Source organism: Vibrio sp. R78045 (assembly GCF_042466085.1).
GTDB classification, from domain to species: Bacteria; Pseudomonadota; Gammaproteobacteria; order Enterobacterales; family Vibrionaceae; genus Vibrio; species Vibrio cyclitrophicus.
This window is the reverse complement of record NZ_JAXHBS010000017.1, coordinates 166,338-190,594: the sequence shown is the minus strand read 5'-3', so window position 1 is coordinate 190,594 and position 24,257 is coordinate 166,338. Positions and strand designations below refer to the sequence as shown.

The window sequence follows — 24,257 nt, the reverse complement described above, 5'->3', positions numbered from 1 at the left end:
GATTACTTTTTCGCTTTTGCAAAAGCAGCAGCGAACGCACCACCCATCGCAGCGTTTTGTTGCGGCTCTTCGCGACGGCGTTGTCCGCCTTGTGAATTTTGGTTCGGGCGGTTTTGCGTGCGAGGCGCGCTTGAGCGCTGTGCACGGTTGTCTTGTCCAGGCTCATCTTTCATGCGCATGCTTAGCGCAATACGTTTACGTTGAACATCAACTTCCATTACCTTCACTTTCACGATGTCACCGGCTTTTACCACTTCACGCGGATCAGAAACAAAACGATCGGTCAGTGCTGAAATGTGCACCAAGCCGTCTTGGTGTACGCCAATATCCACGAACGCACCAAAGTTTGCCACGTTTGAAACCACACCTTCTAAGATCATTCCAGGTTCTAAGTCAGACATGCTATTCACGCCATCAGCGAAGGTCGCAGTCTTGAACTCAGGACGAGGATCTCGACCCGGTTTATCCAGCTCTTTAATAATGTCGGTTACTGTGGGTACACCAAAGCTTTCGTTGGTGTAATCAATCGCATGTAAACCTCGTAAGAAATCTGTATTGCCGACCAGAGATTTGATGTCTTTGTGGTTTTTCTCGGCGATGGCTTTCACCAATGGGTAAGCTTCTGGGTGAACCGAAGATGCGTCTAGTGGATTCTTACCATCCATAATACGTAGGAAGCCAGCACACTGTTCAAAGGCTTTTGGCCCTAAACGAGCAACTTTTTTCAGCGTAGTACGCGCTTCAAAGCGACCATTTTCATCGCGGTAATCTACGATGTTCTGAGCGATGGTGTTAGAAAGACCAGCAACACGAGTTAGAAGCGCAGCAGAAGCGGTATTCACATCAACACCAACCGCGTTTACACAGTCTTCGACAATCGCATCTAGGCGCTTAGCGAGCATAGTTTGGCTAACATCATGTTGGTATTGGCCCACACCGATCGATTTAGGGTCAATCTTCACCAGCTCTGCCAGTGGATCTTGCAGACGACGCGCAATAGATACCGCACCACGAATCGATACATCCATGTTCGGGAATTCTTTTGCCGCTAGCTCAGAAGCAGAGTAAACCGATGCGCCGGCTTCGCTGACAATGATTTTTTGTGCTGTTAGGTTGCTACGCTTAATTACATCAGCAACAAAGCTGTCGGTTTCGCGTGAAGCCGTACCGTTACCAATCGCAATTAAATCAACATTGTATTTACGAACCATTTGCTCAACAACGTGCGCAGATTTGTCGTATTGTTTTTGAGGCGGGTGAGGGTAAATGGTTTCTGTCGCCAGAACTTTACCGGTTGAATCTACCACCGCGATTTTCGAACCGGTACGTAAACCCGGATCCAAGCCCAAGGTTGCACGAGGTCCAGCCGGCGCTGCCATCAGCAGGTCTTTAAGGTTAGTTGCGAATACTTCAATCGCTTCGATCTCTGCACGCTCTTTCATCGCACCCATCAATTCGGTTTCCATGTGCATAGAAACCTTGATGCGCCATGCCCAGCTAATCACTTGCTTACGCCATGCATCTGCAGGTGCGCTGCTTAGAGTAATGCCATAGTGATCAGAGATGATGTTCTCGCAGTAAGAACCACGTACACCTTCTTCTTGCTCTGGGTCTGCATTCATTGCCAGCGTTAGGAAGCCTTCATTTCGACCTCGCAACATAGCAAGCGCACGGTGAGAAGGCACTTTGTTGAGTGTTTCGTTGTGTTCAAAATAGTCTTTGAATTTCTCGCCTTCATGTTCTTTCCCCGTAACGACACGAGCCACTAGCTCAGCATTGCGGTTTAGGTGTTGGCGAATTTTCTCAAGCAGGTTTGCATCTTCAGCAATGCGTTCCATGATGATCGCACGTGCACCATCGAGTGCGGCTTTAGTATCGGCGATGCCTTTATCGCTGCTGATGAAGTTAGCGGCTTCAGTTTCAGGATCGTGCTGTGGTTCATTCCATAGCGTATCGGCTAGGGGTTCTAGGCCCGCTTCAATCGCGATCTGACCTTTGGTACGACGCTTTGGTTTGTATGGCAGGTATAGATCTTCTAGGCGCGTCTTACTGTCGGCTTGAGTGATATCCCGCTCTAACTCTGGCGTGAGCTTACCTTGATCTTGAATCGACTTAAGAATCGTTTGGCGACGATCGTCGAGCTCGCGAAGGTATGAAAGGCGGCTATCAAGGTTACGTAGTTGGGTATCGTCTAAGCCACCCGTGACTTCTTTACGGTAGCGGGCAATAAAGGGAACGGTGTTACCGTCGTCAATTAGGTTTACTGCGGCGGTGACTTGCTCTGAACGAACATTCAGTTCTTCAGCAATCAGTCGACAGATAGCTTGGCTCATCCGATGAATCTCTTATTTAATATCATGACAAATACATGGGGGTTAGCGTACGCTTTTTCTAGCTTTGGCTGTGTAATTATCCTGTCAGAAGCCAAATTTCCGTTTGTGATACCCGCTTTGTGCGAGATCTCTTACACGTGGTGTGCGACTAAGTCACTTTAAACCGATGAAATCGTCTTAAAATAAATCTAAGTTACTGATTTTATTTGTTTGTGTGTTTGTGGGCGTATTTCTCACCTGAAATGTTTTTTGGGACAGTCTAGGAAACTCGCTCAATTACCGTAATATTTAACTTGTCGACAGGGAGTTGGCAGGAACAGGAAAAAGCCTAATGGACTAGGTATCTTCAGGATGAAGATTTGATTACTTAGGATGAGTGGTCAGCAAGGAAGTGATAATCTCTGGATGAGATTCGCCAGTCAGGATGACAGGCTAGAATGGACACCGCTAGGATGGCGATGAACAAAAAGGAAATTGGTTAAAGGATTTAGCCACTATCAAGGAAAGATGCAGGGAGCACCTTATCTCGAAGAGATAAACAGTAGCCGGATTGCTGCGATAGAGACTTAACCCCGCTAGGCGAAAGCCTTGCGGGGTTTTCTTTTATCTGGAATTTGGTTTTTGCCAGTTTCGGGCTGTTATGGCCAGTTAACTGCGCTTGTCTAGTCAGTTCTAAGCGTTATCTGTGTAGTGAATTGAATTGATAAACCATTCTTTTATGCCTTCCGGGGTCTTCACCTCGAACTCATCGTCGACTTCCTTTTTAAGCAGAGCTCTAGCCATAGGTGAGTCGATAGAGATATAGCCTTTAGCATCGCCGTAGATCTCTTCAGGGCCGACAATACGAAACTTCTTAATTTCCCCATCATCATTCTCAATTTCCACCCAAGCACCGAAAAATACCTTACCTTCTTGTTGCGGCGAGTAATCAACGATAGTTACATCAGGTAAGAACTTGCGTAGGAAACGCACTCGGCGATCAATTTGACGAAGCAAACGCTTATTGAAGGTGTAATCTGCGTTTTCTGAACGATCTCCAAGGCTTGCAGCCCAAGTGACTATCTTAGTAATTTCAGGGCGTTTCTCGTGCCATAAGTGGTCATGTTCTGCTTTGAGCTTGTTATAACCTTCTCGGGTGATAAGTTTGGTTTTCATAAATCTGACTTAATGAAATGATGATCTAAGATAGAATATATAGAAAGGCAACATACGTTAACAATTATTTAGGCGACTTTTTCCTCAATAATGTTACATTTTTAATGTCTTATACAATTTACCAAGAATGCTTAACCTCAGGTTTAAGCTTTAATAGGTGGAACCATTACATGCAAGAAAACTACAAAATTTTAGTGGTCGATGACGATGCTCGTTTACGTGCACTGTTAGAACGCTATCTGTCAGAGCAAGGCTTTCAAGTGCGTAGCGTGGCAAACAGTGAGCAGATGGACCGCCTGTTAACCCGTGAAAACTTTCACTTGATGGTATTGGATTTAATGTTGCCGGGCGAAGATGGTCTTTCGATCTGTCGTCGTCTAAGAAACGCAAACAACTCGCTACCTATCCTTATGCTGACAGCAAAGGGGGATGAAGTGGATCGCATTGTGGGCTTGGAAGTGGGTGCGGATGATTACCTGCCAAAACCATTTAACCCACGTGAACTGCTTGCTCGTATCAAAGCGGTAATGCGTCGCCAAGTGATTGAAGCGCCGGGCGCACCAAGCACAGAAGAATCTGTGGTTGAGTTTGGTGAATTCCGCTTAAATCTAGGTACGCGTGAGATGTTCCGCGGTGAAGATCCGATGCCTCTTACCTCAGGTGAATTTGCGGTTCTTAAGTCACTAGTGACTAACGCGCGTGAGCCAATGTCTCGCGATAAGTTGATGAACATGGCGCGCGGCCGTGAGTATTCAGCGATGGAACGTTCTATCGATGTTCAGATTTCTCGTCTGCGTCGTCTAGTGGAAGAAGATCCAAGTAAACCTCGTTATATCCAAACGGTGTGGGGCTTGGGTTACGTATTCGTTCCCGATGGCAAAGCAGTCTAAGCCGGTTTTGTAAGCTCTATATCAGCTTCATCGGTTCTGTGAATCAGAATTCTATATTTACGGGTCATCTCATTAATATGTGATGGCCCGTTTTGTATTCAGCACAAGGGTTTAGGGTTATAGTCATAGCCATATAAAACATTTTATCACCCCTCACTTTAGGTCTCCTATGCGCATACGTAGCTCCTTTACTCAGTCGATAGTGCTCTTCTTAACCTTGTTGGTTGCTAGCCAAATATTTTCTTATTACGCAGTGTTCAACTACGCATTAATGCCGAGTTTGCAGCAGTTTAATAAGATTTTGGCTCATGAGTTAAACCTTGTGTTGGACCAAGGCACTGACATGGATATCGAAATTGATGCGCCACTACGTCAGCGTGTACTTGAGCAGTTAGGGGTAACTGTTCACGCGAAAAACAGTGAAGCGGCGGGTGAGTATTACCACGCCGTTGCGATTGACTTGATGAGCGAGGAGATGACCAAAGAGCTGGGTTCTGAAACCGAAGTGCGGCTGATCTTGGGGAAAGAGAGTTATGTACTGTGGATGGACATTGCGCAGTTACCCAACTCTTTAATTCGTATTCCGTTATCAGAGCTGCAAGAAGAGGATTTTGCCCCACTGTTTCGTAACAGTCTGATCATGGCGCTGTTGATTGTCGCAGGTGGTTGGCTGTTTATCCGATTGCAAAACCGTCCGTTGATTGCGCTGGAGAAAGCCGCGCAAGGTGTCGGGCGAGGTGATATTCCACCACCCCTGCCAGTACAAGGTGCGCAAGAGATTCGTTCAGTAACCCGAGCCTTTAATCAGATGTCGAAAGGTATCCAAGAACTCGAAGAAGACCGCGCTTTGTTGATGGCAGGTATCAGTCATGATTTACGTACTCCGTTAACGCGTATTCGTTTAGCGACTGAGATGATGTCACCAGAAGACAGTTACTTAGCGGAAGGCATCATCAGTGATACCGAAGAGTGTAACGAGATCATCAGTCAGTTTATGGATTATTTAAAACCCGTTGATCGAGATTCATTTCAAGCGGTGTTTGTTGACGATATTGCTCGTGAGGTTTCTAGCTCTGAAGGTGGATACGAAGTACAGATTGAAACGGATATTCCTGAATCAATGAAGCCCGCGCTTGGTAACCCAATTGCGATGAAGCGTGCGGTGAGTAACTTGGTAGTCAATGCGCTGCGTTATGGTAATGGTTGGGTCAAGGTATCGACCGGCATGACAGCGGATAACAAACTTGCTTGGGTAACGGTGGAAGATAATGGACCAGGTATCCCACAGGACCAGATCGGGAAGTTGTTTGAACCGTTCACGCGTGGCGATACTGCCCGAGGCAGTGAAGGGACCGGTTTAGGCTTGGCGATTGTGAAACGTATTGTCAGCCAACACCAAGGTGCGGTAGTCGTGAATAATCGTAGTGAAGGTGGCTTAAAAGCGCAGATCAGTTTCCCTGTTAAGCCGTAAGTTCAGTTTAATGGTTTGGCGAGTCGGTTGGGTTTCGGCTTAGAGATCCCTGACTCGGTCACTTTTCCCTCTCGGGGATGACGAATTGCTAACCATGGACTTTGATGGTGAAAGTTTACTTTGATCGTCATTCTCTATCGTGAGGAACGAGCGAATAGGGAATCTCGCTCTTGCTTGATGAGAGTAAGGCACAGTAAAAAGGCTTCCTAGAAGGGAAGCCTTTTTGTCTTTTTATGCAGTCTCAGCGTTAGCTAAGCCTTGGAGTAAACATCGCGCTCGCCTAGCCAGCGGTTGATGATCGCCTTGGCGTTATCTGGGTAGCTATCGTGAATATGACGCGCAATACGCTGCACTTCAGGGATCAAACGTTGGTCTCGTACCAAGTCAGCAATCTTAAAGTCTGCCAAGCCCGTCTGCTTAGTGCCAAGCAGCTCACCGGGCCCTCGAATTTCTAAATCTCGCTGTGCAATGACAAAGCCATCGTTACTTTCACGTAGCACACCTAAGCGTTTCTGAGCGGTTTTAGACAGTGGTGAGTGATACAGCAATACACAATGGCTTGCGACCGAACCACGGCCGACACGGCCTCTTAGTTGGTGCAGTTGTGCTAGGCCAAGACGCTCTGGGTTCTCGATGATCATTAAGCTTGAATTAGGCACATCCACACCGACTTCAATCACGGTAGTCGCGACCAACAAATGCAGTTTGTTCTCTTTGAATTCCTGCATTACTGCTTGCTTCTCGGCTGGCTTCATTCGGCCGTGCACGAGACCAATTTTGACGTCAGGCAGTTTGCGTTGCAGCTCTTCAGCAGTATCAGCCGCAGCTTGAGCTTCTAATACTTCGGACTCATCAATCAGCGTACATACCCAATAGGCTTGTTTGCCTTCATTAAGACACGCATTTTTCACACGTTCGACAATGTCATCCCGCTTGGTATCAGGAATCGCCACGGTTTGAATTGGTGTTCGACCCGGTGGCAACTCATCAATAATTGAGGTTTCGAGGTCGGCATAGGCCGTCATCGCTAACGTTCGTGGAATCGGTGTTGCCGTCATGACTAATTGGTGTGGGTAATAACCTTGCTTTGCACCTTTCTCACGCAGCTCTAATCGCTGGTGGACGCCAAATCGGTGCTGCTCATCAATGATTACTAAGCCAAGGTTTTTGAACTCGACATGTTCTTGGAACAAAGCATGAGTACCGACCACCATTTGTGCTTCACCACTGGCAATACGAACGAGCTCGGTTTCGCGAGCCTTGCCTTTGAGTTTACCTGCTAGCCACCCAACTTGAATGCCCATCGCCTCAAACCAGTTGGCAAAGTTAATCGCGTGCTGTTCTGCGAGTAGTTCAGTTGGTGCCATCAGTGCCACTTGCTGACCGTGTTCGAGTGCGCGAACAGCCGCGAGTGCAGCCACTAAGGTTTTACCAGAGCCCACATCACCTTGCACTAAACGCATCATAGGGTGCGGCTTTTCAAGGTCAGCTTCGATCTCTTTGGTTACTCGTGCTTGTGCGTTGGTTGGCGAGAATGGCAGCTGAGCTAACAGTTTATCTTTGAGGGTGTTCACCGGAGGAAAAGGCATTGCCTTGTCTTGCTGCCCTTTGCTACGAACAGACAACATCGACAGGTTTTGAGCCAGTAACTCTTCCATAATCAGGCGTAGCTGCGCAGGGTGTTTACCTTCATCAAACAACTCTAGGTCAATGCCTGGAGGTGGCCTGTGAATGGTATGCAGTGCTTGCGCGAGGGTAATTTGGTGATCGTATAAACCTGATGGTAGCAGCTCATTCACCGCGGCTTTGTCGATCAGTTCTAATGCTTGGTCGGTGAGGTTACGCAGCGTGACTTGTCTTAGCCCCTCCGTGGTTGGATACACTGGAGTCAGATTGGCTTCAACATCTGGCTGTTGCCTAGGCGCAAAGAATTTGTAGTCGGGATGGACAATCTCCAGCCCCATGTTACCGCGCTTGATCTCACCGTAGGCATGCACTTGTTTGCCTTCAGCAAAGTTGTTCTTCATACCTGCGGTGAAGTTGAAAAAGCGTAGGGTAATAGTGCCGTTACCATCGCTGATCTTTACCGCCAACATCTTACGTTTACCGAAAATGGTATCGACATGCATGACCTTGCCTTGCACTGCAGCCCATAAGCCCGCGTGCAGTTTTACGATGGGGTAGATACGTGTTCTATCTTCATAGCGCAAAGGGAGGTGAAAAAGCAGATCTTGTACGTTGTTAAGCCCAACCTTTTCCAGTTTCTCTGCGACTTTAGCGCCGACTCCAGATAAAGAGTTGAGAGGGATAGCAGATAAAAGCTGTGACATAACAAGGCTCATAAACGTAAGAGAGATGATCTATTCAAGCATTTTACTGGATTTTTGTACAGGCAGGAATGGGAGGGAGCGCGGTAAATACTAGGATTACGGTTATAAAAATCCCCTTAAGCGATAAAGCATTAAGGGGATTTAAATTCTTGGCAAAACTATTATCAAGTTTAAACGTTAGTTCTTACGACGTCTTACTTTCAGCGCGTGTGGCATCACACGTAGCTTTTTCATAATACTTGCAAGATGAACACGATCTTTGGTGGTCAGCAAGATAGTCACTGTGTACAGGCGTCCATCACGTTCTTCAGTTGAAATACCGTGAATGTTCGAGCCTGTTTTCGAGATAACGTTAGTTAACTCAGCCAGTGCACCTTGGTGATTCTGCAGATCAACCTGAAGTTCAGCAGTGAACTCTTGGTCGTAATCGTCAGACCATTCAACCGCCATGTATTTGTCTGGTTCTTTCTGGTAACCACGAACGTTTGGACACGTTTCACGGTGAACCACAAGGCCACGACCTGGCGATACATGGGCAATGATGTGATCATCTGGAATTGGGTGACAACAGTTAGCGAACGTCAGTAGTAGACCTTCAGCACCACGGATAGCCAATTTCTTCCTTGGTGTGTCGCTGTTGTTTTCCACTTCAGTCAGTTCGTCAGCATCACCCAGTAGACGACGAGCAATAACAATACTCATCAGCTCACCAAGACCAATCGATGCCAGTAAGTCTTCAACATTGTCTAGGCGAAGATCAGACAATACGTGGTCGATATTCTCTTGGCCGATATCGCCAATAGAGTGTTCGCCAAGTGCATGATTCAGTAGACGACGGCCTAGCGTGATCGACTCTTCACGACGCATCGTTTTCAGAACCTGACGGATCTTAGTACGTGCACGCGATGTCACCACGTAGTTGAGCCATGCTGCATTCGGGCGTGCGCCCGGAGCACTGATGATCTCAATGGTTTGGCCATTCTTCAGCGATTTGCTCAGTGGGTAAGGGTTCATGTCTACACGAGCACCTACACACATGTTGCCGACATCGGTATGTACCGCGTAAGCAAAATCGACCGCTGTTGCGCCCGCAGGAAGTTCGACAATGCGACCTTTCGGCGTGAACACAAAGATCTCATCTGGGAACAGATCAGACTTAACGTTTTCAATGAATTCGAATGAGTTACCTGCGCTTTGTTGCAGCTCAAGTAAGCTCTGCATCCAACGTTGTGCTTTAACCTGTGCGGTCGTGCCGTTGCTACTACGTGCCCCATTGCCTTTGTAAGACCAGTGCGCTGCGACACCTTTGTCTGCCATTTGATCCATATCTTCAGTACGAATCTGAACCTCAACGGGCACCCCGTGAGGGCCGATCATTGACGTGTGCAGAGATTGGTAGCCGTTGGCTTTTGGTACCGCAATGTAATCTTTCATGCGGCCAGGACGAGGCTTGTACAGGCTGTGAGCCTGGCCAAGTACGCGATAACAAGTATCTGGGGTATCAACCACCACGCGGAAAGCGTAGATGTCCATAATGGTGTGGAAGCGTTGTTCTTTGGTTTTCATCTTGTTATAGATGGAGAACAGGTTCTTTTCACGACCAAGTACGCGAGCAGGCAAACCGACTTCTTCAAGACGGCCTTCGATTTCGCTATGGATACGTTGGATCATTTCCTTACGGTTACCACGCGCAGCTTTCACTACGTTTTTAAGTACGCGATAACGGTTAGGGTAGAGGGCTTCAAAGCCCAACTCTTCTAGTTCGGTCTTGATGTTATGAATACCAAGACGGTGAGCCAGTGGAGAGTAGATCTCTAGGGTTTCACGAGCAATACGACGCTTTTTGTCAGGACGAAGTGCCCCAAGCGTACGCATGTTGTGAGTACGGTCAGCTAATTTGATCAAGATAACGCGGATGTCTTGCACCATGGCGAGAACCATCTTGCGGAAGTTCTCTGCTTGCGCTTCTTTGCGATCACGAAATTTAAGCTTATCCAGCTTAGATACACCATCTACCAATTCAGCAACAGTATTGCCAAATTTAGCCTCAAGGTCTTCTTTAGTGACATCACAGTCTTCGATGACGTCATGAAGTAAGGCTGCTTGCAGGGTTTCGATATCCAGACGCATTTCTGCCAGGATTCTTGAAACCGCTACAGGGTGAATTATGTATGGTTCACCGCTTGAGCGGGTTTGCCCTTCATGGGCGTCTCTCGCTACCACATAAGATTGACGCAGAGCCTCAATTTGAGGCTCTGTTAGGTATTCTTGGGCAACGTCTTTGAGGCTATCGAATAGATACAAATTAAAGGCCCGGAAGGTTAATTAGTTCGAATGGCGCTATTAGCGACTGTGAGCTAACGAGTGTGAGCGATGCTGCTTACTGCTGCAAGTTCAGCCGCTTCTTGCTCTTGTTGCTCTTGACGCTCACGAGCATCTAGTACGTCTTTAGTGATAAGACCTTCTTCGATTTCACGAAGAGCGATAACCGTTGGCTTATCGTTTTCTTCAGGCACTAGTGAATCTTTACCGCCAGTTTGCATTTGACGTGCGCGGCGAGCCGCAATAAGAACTAGGTCGAAACGGTTGCCAACTTTTTCAACAGCGTCTTGAACAGTTACGCGTGCCATGAGGACTCCAAATAGTAATTAACTAATAAATTTTTTATGACGAGAAAGTATACAAGTTTAACTAGATAGTTTCTAGTTCACCGTATACTTATCTCAATGGAAAATCCAGTTATACCAATCACAGTAAATAAGTGCTCAGAGATAGCGTCGGAAAAAAGTTTGAGAACAAGGAAGAATTTTTCGATAAGTAGTGACCCTACAATCAAAAATTCTAACGACGTTATCAGGCTTTTTCACAAGCTAGAATGACCAGTTGTTTACTACGATTGGTATCAGAGATTATTCCGCCAGTAGTGCTGTAAGCATGCCGCTGTATTTTGCTGCTTGCTTATCTTCTTTTAAGCGCTCCGCACGAATGATTGCTCTGAAGTCCATTAGGGCTGCATCAAAGTCATCATTCACGATCACATAATCGTATTCTGCATAGTGAGAAATCTCTGATTTTGCTTCGCTCATGCGTTTCGCAATAACTTCGTCGCTATCTTGACCGCGAACATTTAAACGACGCTCTAGCTCACCATTTGATGGTGGAAGAATGAAGACACTCTTCGCTTGAGGCATTTGTTCTCGGATCTGACGAGCACCTTGCCAGTCGATATCTAGGAATACATCGATACCGCGGTCTAGGTTTTCTTCAATCCAAACGCGTGACGTACCGTAGTAGTTGCCGAATACTTCAGCATACTCTAGGAACTCACCTTTACTAATAAGGTCTTCAAAATGATGTTTTTCTACAAAGTGGTAGTGAACACCATTTTCTTCACCAGGGCGCATACCGCGAGTGGTGTGTGAAACAGATACCTTCATTGCGTAGGTTGGATTGGTTTCTAGCATTGCTGAGATCAAGCTCGACTTACCTGCGCCACTAGGTGCAGATACGATGTAAAGAGTACCTTTGCCCATCTGTATATTTCCACTGTTGGTTGGATAGAGTGAAGGCGATAAACCGACACTATAAAAGATAGCACTGACCTTAATTGTTATACCGATGGCTGCATCTATAAAGGGATAACGAGTGAAACTAATAGAGACAACTGGTGAAAATTAGGTCAGAAAAATGGAGGCGAAGAGTAGCATATTTAGATGATTGAGAACAACTGACTTGATCGTTATTTATTAGCGAATGATCTTATCAAGGATCTTTGTATAAATGTAATGACTCATCATGTTCACTTTTTTATGTGATCTGGGCAAAATTTGTTGAAGTTTTAATCCCAACCCTTACAATCCGCGCAAACGATTAAATGCTGTATATGTCTAGGGTTAACAGACCCTACTGGACTAGATGTTTCTACTACCAAGCCTACCTTGGTGACTACAGTTTTTAGTGTAGAGACCTCTCTATTCTCACAGCATTTGAATCTCAAATTCTTAATTTATTGCAAAGGTTTTGTTGTGAGTACCGATTCCACCCTGAAAGCCCAGAACACCTCTGGCTCGCTTGATTCGATGTTTAAAATCACTGAAAGAAAAACCACGATTGGCACAGAGCTGTACGCGGGTTTTATTACTTTCTTAGCGATGAGCTACATTCTGGCGGTTAACCCAGCGATTTTGGGGGATATCCCAGGTATGGACAAAGGGGCAGTATTTACAGCAACCGCTCTGTCTGCCGCTATCGCAACGCTTATTATGGGCATTTGGGGCAACTACCCAGTCATGCTTGCACCAGGCATGAGCATGAACGGCTTCTTCAAAGGCTTATTATTAAGTGGCTCTGTTGCGGTGCTTTGGAATGAAGCGCTGTTTGGCATCTTCCTATCGGGTATCCTTTACCTCGCGTTCTCATTGACCAATATCCGTAAATCGATGATTGAGTCGATTCCTGAAGATTTGAAGTTGGCGATTACCGTGTCTCTCGGACTGTTCATTGCTTTCTTAGGCCTCAAGAATGCGGGCATCATTGTTTCTAACCCGTTCGTCTTGGTTGGCTTAGGTGACATTTCCGATCCGAAAGTGATCATCGCTTATGTGAGCATCTTCATTGCATTAGGCTGTATGGTTCGTGATATTAAGTTAGCAACCTTTATCTCGTTCGTTTCTGCTATTGCACTGACCATTCTTGCTGATGTCTTCATGGGCACTTCAAATGCACCAATCCCAGAACAGTTCATTGCTATGCCACCAAGCATGGCAGGTAGCTTCGGTGCTATTTTTGATTTCTCTGCTTTTACGCCAGAGAAAATGTTTGACCTCTTGTTCATCGTCCTTATTTTCCTGATTGTCGATTTCTTTGATGGCTTGAGCACAATTGTTGGTGTGGGCCGCGATGCAGGTATCATTGACAAAGACGGCAAGGTACCAAACGCAAAATCAGCGTTAGTCGCCGATGCGGGCGGTACAGTGATTGGTTCAATTCTAGGTACCACATCGATTACTGCTTTCTCTGAATCGGGTATTGCTTCTTCTCAAGGTGCAAAAACGGGCTTGGCAGCAGTCATGGTGGCGGGTCTGTTCTTAATCTCGCTTTTCCTATACCCACTTTTCTCTATCTTCTCGGCGGCAATGGTTGCGCCTGCGATGGTTGTAGTGGGCATCTACATGGTGGGTCGTCTTGGTCAGATTAACTGGGAAAAGAAAGAGTCACGTATTGCAGCTTTCTTCACCATCATGTTCACCGTACTCAGCTTCTCTCCTGCCAATGGTATGGCGATGGGTTTCATCAGCTACGCATTCACCATGGTTGTGGCAGGTAAGCGTAAAGAAGTACACCCGCTTATCTACGGACTGTGTGTGGTGTTCTTAACTTACCTAATCCTGCTATAAGCTTAATAGCCAAGTAACGTTTGTTAAGCAACAGTCGCTAAGTAACAAACCAATAGATGGCTCTGCAGTGAAAGTGGGGCCATTTTTGTATCTGTTATCTCTTAGAATGCGCGACTTATATTGATGCATGCTATTGTAGAGGTTGGATTAATTATTTTTGAAGAGTGACTATGTCTTCTCACTTACCTAAGTCTTTTAGTAAGCCTTTCCTTAAGGTTTTCCACATTCTTGAAGCCGTTCTATTAGTGGCGATCACACTGGCGACACTGTTTGCCATGATGGAAGAGTTCATGCACGTCTTTGCTGAACGTCGAGTACAACTGACCGACATTCTGCTGATGTTTATCTACTTAGAAGTGCTAGCCATGGTTCAGCAGTTCGTGATGAACGGTAAGATCCCAGTGCGATACCCTATCTATATCGCGATGATGGCGATAGCACGTTACATCACCTTGGGTATGAAAGAGTTGGATGCGGTACTGATTGTTTGGTTATCTTTAGCGGCATTTATCTTAGCTGCAGCAACTCTGTTGATTCGAGTTGGTCACCATTACTGGCCATATGTCGATCTCAGAACTAAGCAGCCAGACGAGTAAATTTTTTGAGATCAAAATCTTACAAATCAAGCCCGGCGACCTAGCTGAGCTTGAATTAAAGCCAACCGAACAAAAAAACATCAATTATTTTCAAATAAAGCTTTACAACCGGGCCTAGATCACCAAGAATGGCCTCGCTCTGTTTTCAGAGTTATTAAATGAAACATCCAGTTGTAAAGTAAAACCCTTAGTATTGCTTCATTGTTATTCTCAGTGTTTCCCTTGGCTTCATAGATACATTAAATAATTCAAGCTTTCAGCGCATCGCACTTTTGGCGATTAATTTTTTATTTTTATATAAGGGACACATCATGTCTAACAAAACAAACGGCGTAGTAAAATGGTTTAACGAAGAGAAAGGTTTCGGTTTCCTAACTCAAGATAACGGCGGCGCTGACGTATTCGTTCACTTCCGTGCTATCGCATCTGAAGGTTTCAAGACTCTTAAAGAAGGCCAACAAGTGTCTTTCGAAGTAGAGCAAGGCCAAAAAGGTCTTCAAGCTGCAAACGTTGTAGCTCTATAAGATTTTAAGTCGGCGCAGGTTGCATTAGCAACTTGCGTCACTTTCTCCCTTAAATCTTTCCCCTCTAGTTCCATCTGTAATACCCCCTCAAAATATTCTAAAATCCTTTGTTACATCCGCTTCTCTGTTTTATCTATCTCTATCTCTTGCTCCAAACAAATCTCCTGCGTAATAATCTGCTCACTTAGTCATCCTGATTGGCATTATTTTATCCATAAAAAAAGCCCCTAAAATTAGGAGCTTATCTTGATCTAATTAACACTGTTAGTTAATCAACACTGATTCAGCTAATGGCTATTCACAGCGTATTACTGACAAACTGTTATTCAATGTTCTGGATCTGCTCACGCATCTGTTCGATAAGAACCTTAAGCTCTACGCCCGATGCTGTGATGTCTGTGCTGATCGACTTAGACGCTAGCGTGTTTGATTCACGGTTGAACTCTTGCATCATGAAGTCAAGCTTACGGCCACAAGCGCCACCTTTCTTCAATACTGCATTGGCTTCTTTCACGTGAGAGTCTAGGCGGTCTAGCTCTTCTGCGACGTCTGACTTCTGTGCTAGCAGGATAAGCTCTTGTTCAACGCGAGAACCTTCAAGCTCAACTTTAGCTTCTTCAAATTTGTTAAGTAGACGCTCACGTTGCCATTCTAGGATCTCAGGCATGCGTGCACGAACTTTCGCTACTTCTTCAGTGATCGCATCCAAGCGCTGAACGATGAGCGCCTTCATGTTTTCACCTTCACGAGCACGAGCATCAATGAACTCTGCAATCGCATCGTTGAATGCTTCTAGCAGGTCTTTGTTGATGGCATCCATATCTTGCTCTGGCGTTTCCATCACGCCAGGCCAGTTCATGACTTGGAATGGGTTCAAACGGCTGTTTTCACCTGTCATGGTCATAACTTGGTTAGCGGCATTAATGACTTGCTGAGCCAAACCTTCGTTGATACTTAGCTCACCTTTTGCCGCTGGGTTTGCCTCAAAGCGTAGGTTACATTCAACCTTACCGCGCGCTAGACGCTTACGGAAACGCTCACGTAAGATTGGTTCTAAACCACGGAACTGTTCAGGCATACGGAAGTAAGTTTCTAGGTAGCGTTGGTTTACACTACGGATTTCCCATACTGCTGTACCCCAATCGCCTTTTACTTCTTTACGCGCGTACGCGGTCATACTATAAATCATCGAATTTTCCTGTCTTTTATCATTCTGAAAATAACGCGCACGAATAGTATCACGATATGGTGTACTCCCGAAGCCTGTCGCTTTTCACTATCGATAGCCTTTGCGATAACTCCCCCTTTCATGGAGATTAGCTTTTAATGGCCAATCGCTTTTAATGAGCAATAGCGTTTAATGACTAATAGCTCCTAATAACCAATAGCTTCGAACAGTAAATAGATTTGAAAGGTAAACTGCTATATAATCTTGCCCCAATCAAAACTGTCTCACCCCTTTCTTAGGTGATGCACTCTTTCGATAGTCAATCACTTCAGACTGTTAATAAGGTAGATACCAATGCGTCCAAATGACCGCGCTGTAGATCAAATTCGTCCAATTAAAATTACTCGTAACTACACAGCTTATGCTGAAGGTTCTGTATTAGTTGAGTTCGGCAACACCAAAGTTCTATGTAATGCGACGGTAGAAGAAAACGTACCGCGTTGGTTAAAAGGCCAAGGAAAGGGTTGGGTAACCGCTGAATACGGTATGCTTCCACGTGCAACGCACACTCGTAACCGTCGTGAAGCGGCGAGCGGCAAGCAAGGTGGTCGTACGATGGAAATCCAACGTCTGATCGCTCGTAGCCTACGTGCTGTTGTTGACCTGAAAGTACTGGGTGAAATTATGATCACTGTCGATTGTGATGTTATCCAAGCAGACGGCGGTACACGTACTGCTTCTATCTCAGGTGCAAGCGTTGCGATGGCTGATGCTATCAACAGCTTATTAGCAAGCGGTAAACTGAAAAAGAACCCAATGAAAGGCCACGTAGCGGCAGTTTCAGTGGGCATCGTTGGTGCACAAGCACTGTGTGACCTTGAGTACGTTGAAGACTCAGCAGCTGATACCGACATGAACGTTGTAATGACGGAAGACGGTAAGATGATTGAGATTCAAGGCACCGCAGAAGGCGAACCGTTCAGTCACGAAGAGCTGATGCAGCTTTTAGCCCTGGCGAACAAGGGCATTGCCGATATCGTCGAAGCGCAGAAGTCGGCGTTAGCAGAATAGTTTTTAGATAGCTCCCACATCGGGGGCTATTTTTTTATTTTCGTCATAGATAACTCCACACCTGTGTTAGCTACAATTTTTCACCCTAATCACATAGGTTCCCTATGCTCATAGGGCTGAAAAACTTTGCTGCCTTGTTGTAGAGCTATCTATTTAGAAAATACATCATCGTTAGCTTTCGAAGTGATCGGAAGTTAGGAATTGGAAAGTAAATTAATTTAGAGGATGAGCATGAAAGCATATCAACGTGAATTTATTGAATTTGCACTAGAGAAAGAAGTACTTAAGTTTGGTGAGTTTACTTTAAAGTCTGGCCGTAAGAGCCCTTACTTCTTCAATGCTGGATTGTTTAATACAGGTCGTGACTTAGCGCGTTTAGGTCGCTTCTACGCAGCAGCATTGGCAGATTCAGGCATTGAGTTCGATGTACTATTTGGCCCTGCATACAAGGGTATCCCAATTGCAACGACAACAGCAGTTGCTTTGGCTGATCACCATGATGTAGACACGCCTTACTGCTTCAACCGTAAAGAAGCGAAGAATCACGGTGAAGGTGGCAACCTAGTGGGTAGCGAACTTGAAGGTCGCATCATGCTAGTGGATGACGTGATCACTGCAGGTACAGCGATTCGTGAGTCGATGGAAATCATCCAAGCAAACGGCGCTGACTTAGCGGGTGTTCTGGTTGCTATTGACCGTCAAGAGAAAGGCAAAGGCGAGCTGTCTGCGATTCAAGAAGTAGAGCGTGACTTCGGTTGTGCGATTATCTCAATCGTTAGCCTGACTGATCTGGTGACTTTCCTTGAAGAGAAAGGCACCGACGCAGCGCACCTAGAATCTGTAAAAGCGTACCGCGCTCAATACGGAATCTAATACTACTCGTAATTAGACTATAGAATGCACAAGGGGCTGATGATTCATCAGCCCCTTTTCTTTTGGTTCAGTATATTATTTATAACGAATGCCGCGCTCCACTTCGGGATCTTCCATCGTTTTGAAGCGCTTGTGCAGCCACATCCATTGCTCTGGTGCTCGCAAAATAATCTTCTCAAGATAGCGATTTAGATAAGCGGCCGCCGCTTTCTCATCTTTCTGAGGATAGTTATCTTCGATTGATTCATCGGCCATGATTTCATACTTGCCGTCGGCATTTCTAAAACCAGACCCTGGAACAAGGGCGCATCGGCTGGTGTAAGCCAAAATACTGGTGCCTATTGTGGTACATGCATCTTCTACAGCAAAGAAAGGGACAAACACAGACTTGTTACGGCCGTAATCATGATCTGGCAGGTAGAAAAGGATCTCCCCCTGACGCAGGATTCGAATCATGCGTTTCACATCTTTACGGTGAATCAGGCGATTGCCATTCTGAGTACGACCACGGTATTGAATGAACTCATAAGCCGGATTGTTGTGTGGGCGGTAAACACCTAAACCTGAAATACCTAGAACAGCCATTGCTCGCGCAGTGATCTCTAAGTTCAAGGCATGCACACAGCACAACAAAACACCTTTGCCGTTGGCTTTGTGAGCACGCAGCATTTGGGTGTCTTTATCCACTAGGATTCTTTTGAAACGCCAAGTTGGCCAAAACCACGTAATGCCGGTTTCGATCAGTGCCATACCCGTATTTTTGAAGTTTTCACTGACCATTGCAGCGACTTCATCCGCTGGCTTATCGGGAAATGCTAATTCTAAATTGCGTGTCGCCACAGCCACTCGTTTCTTGCCATAACGAGCCCCGAGAGTTCCCAACGATCGACCTAATATTAATAGTAGTCGGTAAGGAAGGACATTGACGATAAGCGCTAATAACCCGAAGCCAAACCATACACCCCAATATTTAGGGTGAAGTAGAGCTAGAGTAAAAGGCGGCTTAGTAATCACGTGTTGTGCCGTGCCGTTTGCTGAAGAAGTTTTCGTCGTCATAACCATCACTTAAGATTTGATTGCTACTTAATTTGATTGCTACTTAATCTGAGCGCTTAGCAGTGCCCAATAAGCATCAAAGTTTTCTGTCGGTTGATATTTGAAGTCAGAACGTACAAATCGATTCAGGCTGCCTTCAACTTGACCTAGCAACTGAGCCGCTAAGATTTTCTCATCAACTGGGAACGATTTTCCTTCACGAAGCTTTCTTTCGCGAAGAATTTGGCGAAGTTGAGTCTCAATACGTTCGAAAAGCTGATTAATTCGTTCACGAAGACGCTCATTCTCAAACATTAGGGCATGACCCGATAAAATACGAGTTAAGCCTGGGTTGCGCTCAGAGAAGACTAAGATCAGTTGCATCACTAAGCGGATACGCTCAAGAGTGTCTTTCTCTTCATCGAGAATGCGGTTGATTCGAGACATCAACGCTTCTTCTATAAACTCGATCAAGCCTTCAAACATGCGGGCTTTGCTTGGGAAGTGGCGGTATAACGCAGCTTCAGATACGCCGACTTGCTTAGCCAACTTTACCGTTGTGATACGAGAAGCACCTTCGGTCGATTCCAACATTTGTGCGAGAGCTTGTAGGATTTCTTCACGACGGTTTGATTTTCGAGTACCAGCCATCTATTTACTTCCTTTCCTAAAGATGAGGATTGAGTGAAGAAAGATTATAAACACCATTCAATTCTGTTTCCTAGTTTTGTGAGCCCTAGGTCAACAGAATCGAGAGGTGTCAGCAGATTGTCAGAGCAAATCTGTGCGTTTATGCATCAATAAGCTGTTGGATCTGATCGAGGATCTGGAAACCTAGCGTGTCTTTGCTCTCCAGTGGTAGAGATTTATCGCCGCCTTTCCAGTAAAGGTGCAATTCATTGCTACTGCTATTGAAGCCTTGGCCTTCGACAGAAACGTCATTGGCACAAATCATATCAAGGTTCTTTCTTTCGAGCTTTCCGCGAGCGTATTTCTCTACATCTTGAGTTTCAGCAGCAAAGCCTACGGTAAAGGGACGACCTTCGGTCATTGAGGCAACGGAAGCGACAATGTCTGGGTTCTTAACCATTTGAATTGTCATGTCGTCTTTACCATCGACCTTTTTAAGCTTTTGGTCTGCAATGGACTGTGGACGATAGTCAGCCACTGCAGCACAGCTAATGAATATATCGTGTTGAGAAGCGTTTGTTGTAACCGCATCAAACATCTGCTGAGCGCTGTCGACATCGATACGATTAACTTTGTTTGGCGTTGCTAGTGATACCGGGCCGCTGACTAGAGTGACTGTTGCGCCTTGTTTAGCAGCTGCTTCAGCCAGTGCATAGCCCATCTTGCCAGAGCTGTGATTGGTAATGTAACGCACAGGATCGATGGCTTCACGAGTTGGCCCCGCCGTTATCAATACAGAGCGACCAGCAAGCGGCTTAGGTTGGAAGAAGTCTTCACAACGGTGTACGAGTTGCATTGGTTCTAGCATGCGACCCATGCCGACATCACCACACGCTTGCTCGCCTGCAGCAGGGCCCCAGATTTCACAACCACGACGTTTTAGCGTGGCAATGTTCTCTTGAGTCGCCGGGTGGCTGTACATTTGCTGGTTCATTGCTGGGGATACCGCAACTGGCGCATCGGTCGCCAAAACCAGAGTGGTCAGCAAGTCGTTGCCCATGCCCGCCGTCATGCGAGCAATAAGGTCAGCCGTTGCTGGCGCTAATAGTACTAAATCAGCCCATTTCGCGAGTTCGATGTGCCCCATCGAAGCTTCAGCAGCAGGATCAAGCAAACTATCAGACACCGGTCTTCCAGATACAGCTTGCATGGTGAGAGGAGTGATGAACTCCTTAGCCGCATTTGTCATAACGACTTGTACCTGCGCTCCACGTTCAATTAAGCGGCGAGTCAGTTCGGCACATTTATAAGCTGCGATACCACCACTAATACCAAGTAGGATTTTTTTGCCAACTAAGCCTTGTTGGTCAGCGCTGCTCTGTTGATTAACCAGTGTTTGCATGATTCTGTTCCTTAATTTTTCTGGGACTTACGATATCAGAACAAAGGATTAGTGCCTAGAAGCAGAATTGGAACAGATTTGACGCTCATCAAGTTGGTGTTATCAAACTTATCAATTACATGGTTTTGCTAGCGACTCGTTTCCTTTGGTCTTTATTAAACGATCTCTCTCAATAAGTTCATTAAGCTGATGCGTTGTGTTCATGACTAACTAGTTAGCTTTATATGCCTATAAGTAAAATGCCTGCTGAGTCTATGCCAAGAGAAAAGCTACTCAATAGAGGGCCGGACTCTTTGACTGATGCAGAGCTGCTCGCGATATTTCTTCGAACGGGTACGCAAGGAATGAACGTTCTAGAGCTTTCTGACAAGTTGATCAAAGATTTTGGTTCGCTGCGTCATCTTTTTTCAGCAACGGAGGCCGAGTTTTGTGCTCATAAGGGAATGGGGCAGGCAAAGTTCGTCCAATTGCAGGCCGTATTGGAGATGACGCAACGCTACCTAGCAGAGACATTATCTCGAGGGGACGCGTTGACCAGTCCGAATCATACCAAGTTGTATCTTTCGAGTATGTTGCGCGATCGCCAGCGAGAAGCCTTCTATATATTGTTCTTAGATAATCAAAACCGGGTAATAAAGGATGAAGTCATGTTTGAAGGAACCATCGATGCAGCATCGGTTTACCCAAGAGAAGTCGTCAAAAGGGCACTTCATCATAATGCCGCCGCCTTAATCTTGGCTCACAACCATCCTTCTGGTGTTGCGGAGCCAAGCCAAGCAGACAGGCGAATTACACGCCGATTAACCGATGCATTGGCGCTGGTGGACATCCGAATTCTCGACCATTTTGTGGTTGGAGATGGTGAAGTTATCTCTTTTGCAGAGAGAGGATGGATTTGAATCACATTTTAGGTTGTTAGTTGCGTTAAATCTGCTATTATTCCGCCCACATTTTAGAACCTTAAATCAGCTCTGATTACTCAAATAGCTGCGGTGCTCAAAAAAAGATCACGAAATCCTTAAAAAGGATCTGTTCGGGTCTTGAGCAATGCATGTCAAGTTAGTATAATACGCGACCTTTGATAGCCTTGAATGGATTTTCCATTGTGGTTTTTACCTCTATTTTCAGAATTGATAGAGAGGTTCGGCCACCAAGGTTGATATCGAGCTGAAACGATTTGGAGAGACATTCATGTCCCGAGTATGTCAAGTAACTGGTAAGCGTCCAGTAACGGGTAACAACCGTTCACACGCACGCAATGCTACCAAGCGTCGTTTTCTGCCGAACCTACAAACTCACCGTTTCTGGGTAGAGAGCGAAAAACGTTTTGTTAAACTACGTCTAACTGCTAAAGGCATGCGTATTATTGATAAGAAAGGCATCGATGCTGTTCTTGTTGATATCCGTGCACGTGGCGAAAACGTTTAAGAGGAATTAAGCAATGGCTAAAGGCATTCGTGAGAAAATCCGTCTAGTATCTTCTGCTGGAACTGGTCACTTCTACACAACTGACAAGAACAAGCGTAACATGCCAGGCAAATTTGAGATCAAAAAGTTTGATCCAGTAGTTCGCCAGCACGTTATGTACAAAGAAGCTAAAATCAAGTAATTGATAGCCCCTTTGTCTCTTCTTTTATAGAAGAATAAATTAAAAACCCAGCTTATAGCTGGGTTTTTTTATGCCCAAAATTTGATTCGCCCCAGTATTTTGAGAGGCTTAAGCTTTTTCGAGAAGACTCAGTGTTTTTGATAGGCGTAAGTTTCATTGGCTCAATTTGGCACCTACCGTAAAGACGTTACACTTGCCGATGGGCTTATGTGGTAGAAAATAGCGCAACATAGAAAGTATCGCCTTTTTCACGATATACTGAACACTCAATAGGTTAGATGAGCAGAATCAGATGAGATATCGTGGACGCCGGTGGAACAACATACTCATGTTAAGCGTGATCGCTTTTATTGGGGTATTAAACCTGCCCACTTTGATCAAAGCGTATCTTATCGAGCCCGAGCCTGAAGTTAATGTCAGCAGTCCTTATCCCTCTCTTTTAAATCCAGCAGCTGAGCTTCAAGCTTTACACTTTGCTCATTGGTCAGTTTTGAAAGAGGATGGTCATTGGATTTATCAATTTAAAGACACAACACTTCCTCAAACCACCAGTGCACAAGAGCTGTCTCAGCGATGGCAAGAGCTTGTGGGCACTGAAGTCGATTCAAAAACTTATACCGATCTTGCCCCTCAGCTAAAGACACCCCACACCATTGAAGTGTGGTATCAAGACCAAGAAGAGCCACAGCGCATTACTTATTATCAATTGCCTGAATTTTGGTTGTTAAAAAACTGGAATGATCAGTGGCTAGCAGTGTCTATTGAAGAGAACTATTTGTTTCCAAGCTTTGGCTCAGACCAGTCCTTTAAATCAGACAAACTATCTACATCAAACAAGCAGTCTATATCAGACAAACCAATGAAATCGGACGACTAACTATGCCTGAATTACCCGAAGTTGAAGTAAGCCGCATGGGGATCTCGCCTCATTTAGTTGGCGAGACGATTAAAACCCTTACCTTTCGTACCCCCAAGCTGCGTTGGGATATCCCTCAAGAACTTAAGACATTAGAAGGGCAGGTGATTCGCTCTATCTCGCGTCGCGCAAAGTACTTGTTGATTGAAACTGATACCGGTACTGCCATTGTTCACCTTGGTATGTCTGGCTCACTGCGCGTGTTAGACGCAGATTTCCCGCCAGCAAAACACGATCACGTGGATCTTAAGCTAACCAATGGCAAGATATTGCGTTACAACGATCCGCGTCGTTTTGGTGCTTGGCTATGGTCGGCGCCTGATGAGATACATACTGTACTACTTGGCTCTGGTCCTGAGCCGTTAACCGATGACTTCAACGCAGATTACATTGCCGAGAAAGCAGAAAAGCGTAAAGTTGCCGTCAAACAGTTCATCATGGACAACAAAGTAGTGGTAGGAGTGGGTAACATCTACGCTAATGAGGCGCTGTTTTCTTCACGAATTCATCCACTTCGCCCTGCTAACAAGATAACTCAAGCAGAGTGGATGTTACTAACCAAAGAGATAAAACAAGTACTTGCGACTGCCATCAAACAAGGTGGCACTACTTTAAAAGATTTTGCGCAAGCAGATGGCAAGCCGGGGTATTTCGCCCAAGAGTTGCAAGTGTATGGGAAAGCGGGTGAAAAGTGCCCAAGCTGTGAAGCTCTGATTCAAGAATTGAAAATAGGGCAAAGAAATACGTTTTTTTGCGAAGAGTGCCAAGTATAAAAAAACTGAACGCGCGTTCACTTTTTACTGCTAGTAGATATAAGTGCTAGTCGCTACAATTACATTAATGATATGAATTGAGAAT

At 45.5% G+C, this 24,257-nt stretch carries 22 protein-coding genes; 12 read left to right on the top strand and 10 right to left on the bottom strand.

Going from position 1 to position 24,257, the window contains the following annotated elements:
* Positions 1-2: 2 nt before the first annotated feature.
* Together SJY39_RS20255 and greB are read right to left on the bottom strand one after the other, a co-directional pair.
* On the bottom strand, positions 3-2,333 hold the full coding sequence (locus tag SJY39_RS20255; RefSeq protein WP_010433612.1) for a Tex family protein: 2,331 nt from the start codon (positions 2,331-2,333) through the stop codon (positions 3-5).
* 672 nt (positions 2,334-3,005) lie between these two features.
* The gene (greB, locus tag SJY39_RS20250; RefSeq protein WP_010433615.1) at positions 3,006-3,488 is read right to left on the bottom strand and encodes a transcription elongation factor GreB; all 483 of its coding nucleotides are present in this window, start codon (positions 3,486-3,488) and stop codon (positions 3,006-3,008) included.
* A gap of 170 nt (positions 3,489-3,658) precedes the next feature.
* Here greB and ompR point away from each other — a divergent pair, with 170 nt between their 5' ends.
* Together ompR and envZ are read left to right on the top strand one after the other, a co-directional pair.
* Positions 3,659-4,378: a two-component system response regulator OmpR gene (gene ompR / locus SJY39_RS20245; protein ID WP_010433618.1), complete on the top strand. Its 720-nt coding sequence runs from the start codon at positions 3,659-3,661 to the stop codon at positions 4,376-4,378.
* 169 nt (positions 4,379-4,547) lie between these two features.
* Positions 4,548-5,849: a two-component system sensor histidine kinase EnvZ gene (gene envZ, locus SJY39_RS20240; protein WP_010433621.1), complete on the top strand. Its 1,302-nt coding sequence runs from the start codon at positions 4,548-4,550 to the stop codon at positions 5,847-5,849.
* 251 nt (positions 5,850-6,100) lie between these two features.
* Here the strand turns inward: envZ and recG are convergent, their stop codons facing one another.
* The 4 genes from recG to gmk form a co-directional block, all read right to left on the bottom strand.
* Positions 6,101-8,179 carry an ATP-dependent DNA helicase RecG gene (gene recG / locus SJY39_RS20235; RefSeq protein ID WP_010433624.1) on the bottom strand — a complete coding sequence of 693 codons (2,079 nt, stop codon included), beginning with the start codon at positions 8,177-8,179 and terminating at the stop codon, positions 6,101-6,103.
* A 177-nt stretch (positions 8,180-8,356) separates the two neighbouring features.
* Positions 8,357-10,483 (bottom strand): bifunctional GTP diphosphokinase/guanosine-3',5'-bis pyrophosphate 3'-pyrophosphohydrolase, encoded by a 2,127-nt coding sequence (gene spoT / locus SJY39_RS20230; protein ID WP_010433627.1) that lies wholly within the window; start codon positions 10,481-10,483, stop codon positions 8,357-8,359.
* A 53-nt stretch (positions 10,484-10,536) separates the two neighbouring features.
* Positions 10,537-10,809 (bottom strand): DNA-directed RNA polymerase subunit omega, encoded by a 273-nt coding sequence (rpoZ, locus tag SJY39_RS20225; protein ID WP_009848003.1) that lies wholly within the window; start codon positions 10,807-10,809, stop codon positions 10,537-10,539.
* 279 nt (positions 10,810-11,088) lie between these two features.
* Positions 11,089-11,712 carry a guanylate kinase gene (gmk, locus tag SJY39_RS20220; protein ID WP_010433632.1) on the bottom strand — a complete coding sequence of 208 codons (624 nt, stop codon included), beginning with the start codon at positions 11,710-11,712 and terminating at the stop codon, positions 11,089-11,091.
* A 492-nt stretch (positions 11,713-12,204) separates the two neighbouring features.
* On the opposite strand from gmk, the gene SJY39_RS20215 reads away from it, so the two are divergent.
* From SJY39_RS20215 to SJY39_RS20205, 3 genes are all read left to right on the top strand, one after another.
* The gene (locus tag SJY39_RS20215; RefSeq protein WP_010433636.1) at positions 12,205-13,575 is read left to right on the top strand and encodes an NCS2 family permease; all 1,371 of its coding nucleotides are present in this window, start codon (positions 12,205-12,207) and stop codon (positions 13,573-13,575) included.
* Positions 13,576-13,745: 170 nt separating this feature from the next.
* Positions 13,746-14,171 (top strand): phosphate-starvation-inducible protein PsiE, encoded by a 426-nt coding sequence (locus SJY39_RS20210; protein ID WP_010433639.1) that lies wholly within the window; start codon positions 13,746-13,748, stop codon positions 14,169-14,171.
* 311 nt (positions 14,172-14,482) lie between these two features.
* Positions 14,483-14,695 carry a cold-shock protein gene (locus SJY39_RS20205; protein WP_004735656.1) on the top strand — a complete coding sequence of 71 codons (213 nt, stop codon included), beginning with the start codon at positions 14,483-14,485 and terminating at the stop codon, positions 14,693-14,695.
* A gap of 322 nt (positions 14,696-15,017) precedes the next feature.
* On the opposite strand, the gene SJY39_RS20200 is transcribed toward SJY39_RS20205, so the two are convergent.
* Positions 15,018-15,884, bottom strand: a complete 867-nt coding sequence (locus tag SJY39_RS20200; protein ID WP_010433732.1) for a YicC/YloC family endoribonuclease — start codon at positions 15,882-15,884, stop codon at positions 15,018-15,020.
* Between the two features lie 333 nt (positions 15,885-16,217).
* Between SJY39_RS20200 and rph the strand changes: the two genes are divergently transcribed.
* Both rph and pyrE read left to right on the top strand, forming a co-directional pair.
* Positions 16,218-16,934 (top strand): ribonuclease PH, encoded by a 717-nt coding sequence (gene rph, locus SJY39_RS20195; protein ID WP_010433734.1) that lies wholly within the window; start codon positions 16,218-16,220, stop codon positions 16,932-16,934.
* Positions 16,935-17,165: 231 nt separating this feature from the next.
* On the top strand, positions 17,166-17,807 hold the full coding sequence (gene pyrE, locus SJY39_RS20190; protein ID WP_004735727.1) for an orotate phosphoribosyltransferase: 642 nt from the start codon (positions 17,166-17,168) through the stop codon (positions 17,805-17,807).
* 75 nt (positions 17,808-17,882) lie between these two features.
* On the opposite strand, the gene SJY39_RS20185 is transcribed toward pyrE, so the two are convergent.
* The 3 genes from SJY39_RS20185 to coaBC all read right to left on the bottom strand — a co-directional run bounded on the left by SJY39_RS20185 (position 17,883) and on the right by coaBC (position 20,874).
* Positions 17,883-18,863 carry a Kdo(2)-lipid IV(A) acyltransferase gene (locus SJY39_RS20185; RefSeq protein WP_016768953.1) on the bottom strand — a complete coding sequence of 327 codons (981 nt, stop codon included), beginning with the start codon at positions 18,861-18,863 and terminating at the stop codon, positions 17,883-17,885.
* Positions 18,864-18,902: 39 nt separating this feature from the next.
* Positions 18,903-19,493 (bottom strand): nucleoid occlusion factor SlmA, encoded by a 591-nt coding sequence (slmA, locus tag SJY39_RS20180; RefSeq protein WP_016768952.1) that lies wholly within the window; start codon positions 19,491-19,493, stop codon positions 18,903-18,905.
* Between the two features lie 139 nt (positions 19,494-19,632).
* Entirely contained in the window at positions 19,633-20,874 is a 1,242-nt protein-coding gene (gene coaBC, locus SJY39_RS20175; protein WP_016768951.1) for a bifunctional phosphopantothenoylcysteine decarboxylase/phosphopantothenate--cysteine ligase CoaBC, read from the bottom strand.
* A 224-nt stretch (positions 20,875-21,098) separates the two neighbouring features.
* On the opposite strand from coaBC, the gene radC reads away from it, so the two are divergent.
* The 5 genes from radC to mutM all read left to right on the top strand — a co-directional run bounded on the left by radC (position 21,099) and on the right by mutM (position 24,172).
* Entirely contained in the window at positions 21,099-21,773 is a 675-nt protein-coding gene (gene radC / locus SJY39_RS20170) for a DNA repair protein RadC (RefSeq protein ID WP_010433741.1), read from the top strand.
* Positions 21,774-22,065: 292 nt separating this feature from the next.
* Positions 22,066-22,302, top strand: a complete 237-nt coding sequence (rpmB, locus tag SJY39_RS20165; protein WP_004728407.1) for a 50S ribosomal protein L28 — start codon at positions 22,066-22,068, stop codon at positions 22,300-22,302.
* Between the two features lie 13 nt (positions 22,303-22,315).
* A complete protein-coding gene (rpmG, locus tag SJY39_RS20160) occupies positions 22,316-22,483 on the top strand; it encodes a 50S ribosomal protein L33 (protein WP_002535344.1) in 168 nt (55 codons plus the stop codon).
* A 328-nt stretch (positions 22,484-22,811) separates the two neighbouring features.
* The gene (locus SJY39_RS20155; protein WP_016792880.1) at positions 22,812-23,360 is read left to right on the top strand and encodes a hypothetical protein; all 549 of its coding nucleotides are present in this window, start codon (positions 22,812-22,814) and stop codon (positions 23,358-23,360) included.
* A gap of 2 nt (positions 23,361-23,362) precedes the next feature.
* The gene (gene mutM / locus SJY39_RS20150) at positions 23,363-24,172 is read left to right on the top strand and encodes a bifunctional DNA-formamidopyrimidine glycosylase/DNA-(apurinic or apyrimidinic site) lyase (protein WP_016792881.1); all 810 of its coding nucleotides are present in this window, start codon (positions 23,363-23,365) and stop codon (positions 24,170-24,172) included.
* Positions 24,173-24,257 lie beyond the last annotated feature (85 nt).

Bases quoted from the DNA above. Each gene is read 5' to 3' on its own strand.
- greB (WP_010433615.1), bottom strand. From the start codon at position 3,488: ATGAAAACCAAACTTATCACCCGAGAAGGTTATAACAAGCTCAAAGCA.
- mutM (WP_016792881.1), top strand. From the start codon at position 23,363: ATGCCTGAATTACCCGAAGTTGAAGTAAGCCGCATGGGGATCTCGCCT.
- rpmB (WP_004728407.1), top strand. From the start codon at position 22,066: ATGTCCCGAGTATGTCAAGTAACTGGTAAGCGTCCAGTAACGGGTAAC.
- rph (WP_010433734.1), top strand. From the start codon at position 16,218: ATGCGTCCAAATGACCGCGCTGTAGATCAAATTCGTCCAATTAAAATT.
- ompR (WP_010433618.1), top strand. From the start codon at position 3,659: ATGCAAGAAAACTACAAAATTTTAGTGGTCGATGACGATGCTCGTTTA.
- SJY39_RS20155 (WP_016792880.1), top strand. From the start codon at position 22,812: ATGTTAAGCGTGATCGCTTTTATTGGGGTATTAAACCTGCCCACTTTG.
- envZ (WP_010433621.1), top strand. From the start codon at position 4,548: ATGCGCATACGTAGCTCCTTTACTCAGTCGATAGTGCTCTTCTTAACC.
- SJY39_RS20205 (WP_004735656.1), top strand. From the start codon at position 14,483: ATGTCTAACAAAACAAACGGCGTAGTAAAATGGTTTAACGAAGAGAAA.
- SJY39_RS20185 (WP_016768953.1), bottom strand. From the start codon at position 18,863: ATGACGACGAAAACTTCTTCAGCAAACGGCACGGCACAACACGTGATT.
- coaBC (WP_016768951.1), bottom strand. From the start codon at position 20,874: ATGCAAACACTGGTTAATCAACAGAGCAGCGCTGACCAACAAGGCTTA.
- SJY39_RS20200 (WP_010433732.1), bottom strand. From the start codon at position 15,884: ATGATTTATAGTATGACCGCGTACGCGCGTAAAGAAGTAAAAGGCGAT.
- recG (WP_010433624.1), bottom strand. From the start codon at position 8,179: ATGTCACAGCTTTTATCTGCTATCCCTCTCAACTCTTTATCTGGAGTC.
- radC (WP_010433741.1), top strand. From the start codon at position 21,099: ATGCCTATAAGTAAAATGCCTGCTGAGTCTATGCCAAGAGAAAAGCTA.
- SJY39_RS20255 (WP_010433612.1), bottom strand. From the start codon at position 2,333: ATGAGCCAAGCTATCTGTCGACTGATTGCTGAAGAACTGAATGTTCGT.
- slmA (WP_016768952.1), bottom strand. From the start codon at position 19,493: ATGGCTGGTACTCGAAAATCAAACCGTCGTGAAGAAATCCTACAAGCT.
- rpmG (WP_002535344.1), top strand. From the start codon at position 22,316: ATGGCTAAAGGCATTCGTGAGAAAATCCGTCTAGTATCTTCTGCTGGA.
- SJY39_RS20210 (WP_010433639.1), top strand. From the start codon at position 13,746: ATGTCTTCTCACTTACCTAAGTCTTTTAGTAAGCCTTTCCTTAAGGTT.
- gmk (WP_010433632.1), bottom strand. From the start codon at position 11,712: ATGGGCAAAGGTACTCTTTACATCGTATCTGCACCTAGTGGCGCAGGT.
- rpoZ (WP_009848003.1), bottom strand. From the start codon at position 10,809: ATGGCACGCGTAACTGTTCAAGACGCTGTTGAAAAAGTTGGCAACCGT.
- pyrE (WP_004735727.1), top strand. From the start codon at position 17,166: ATGAAAGCATATCAACGTGAATTTATTGAATTTGCACTAGAGAAAGAA.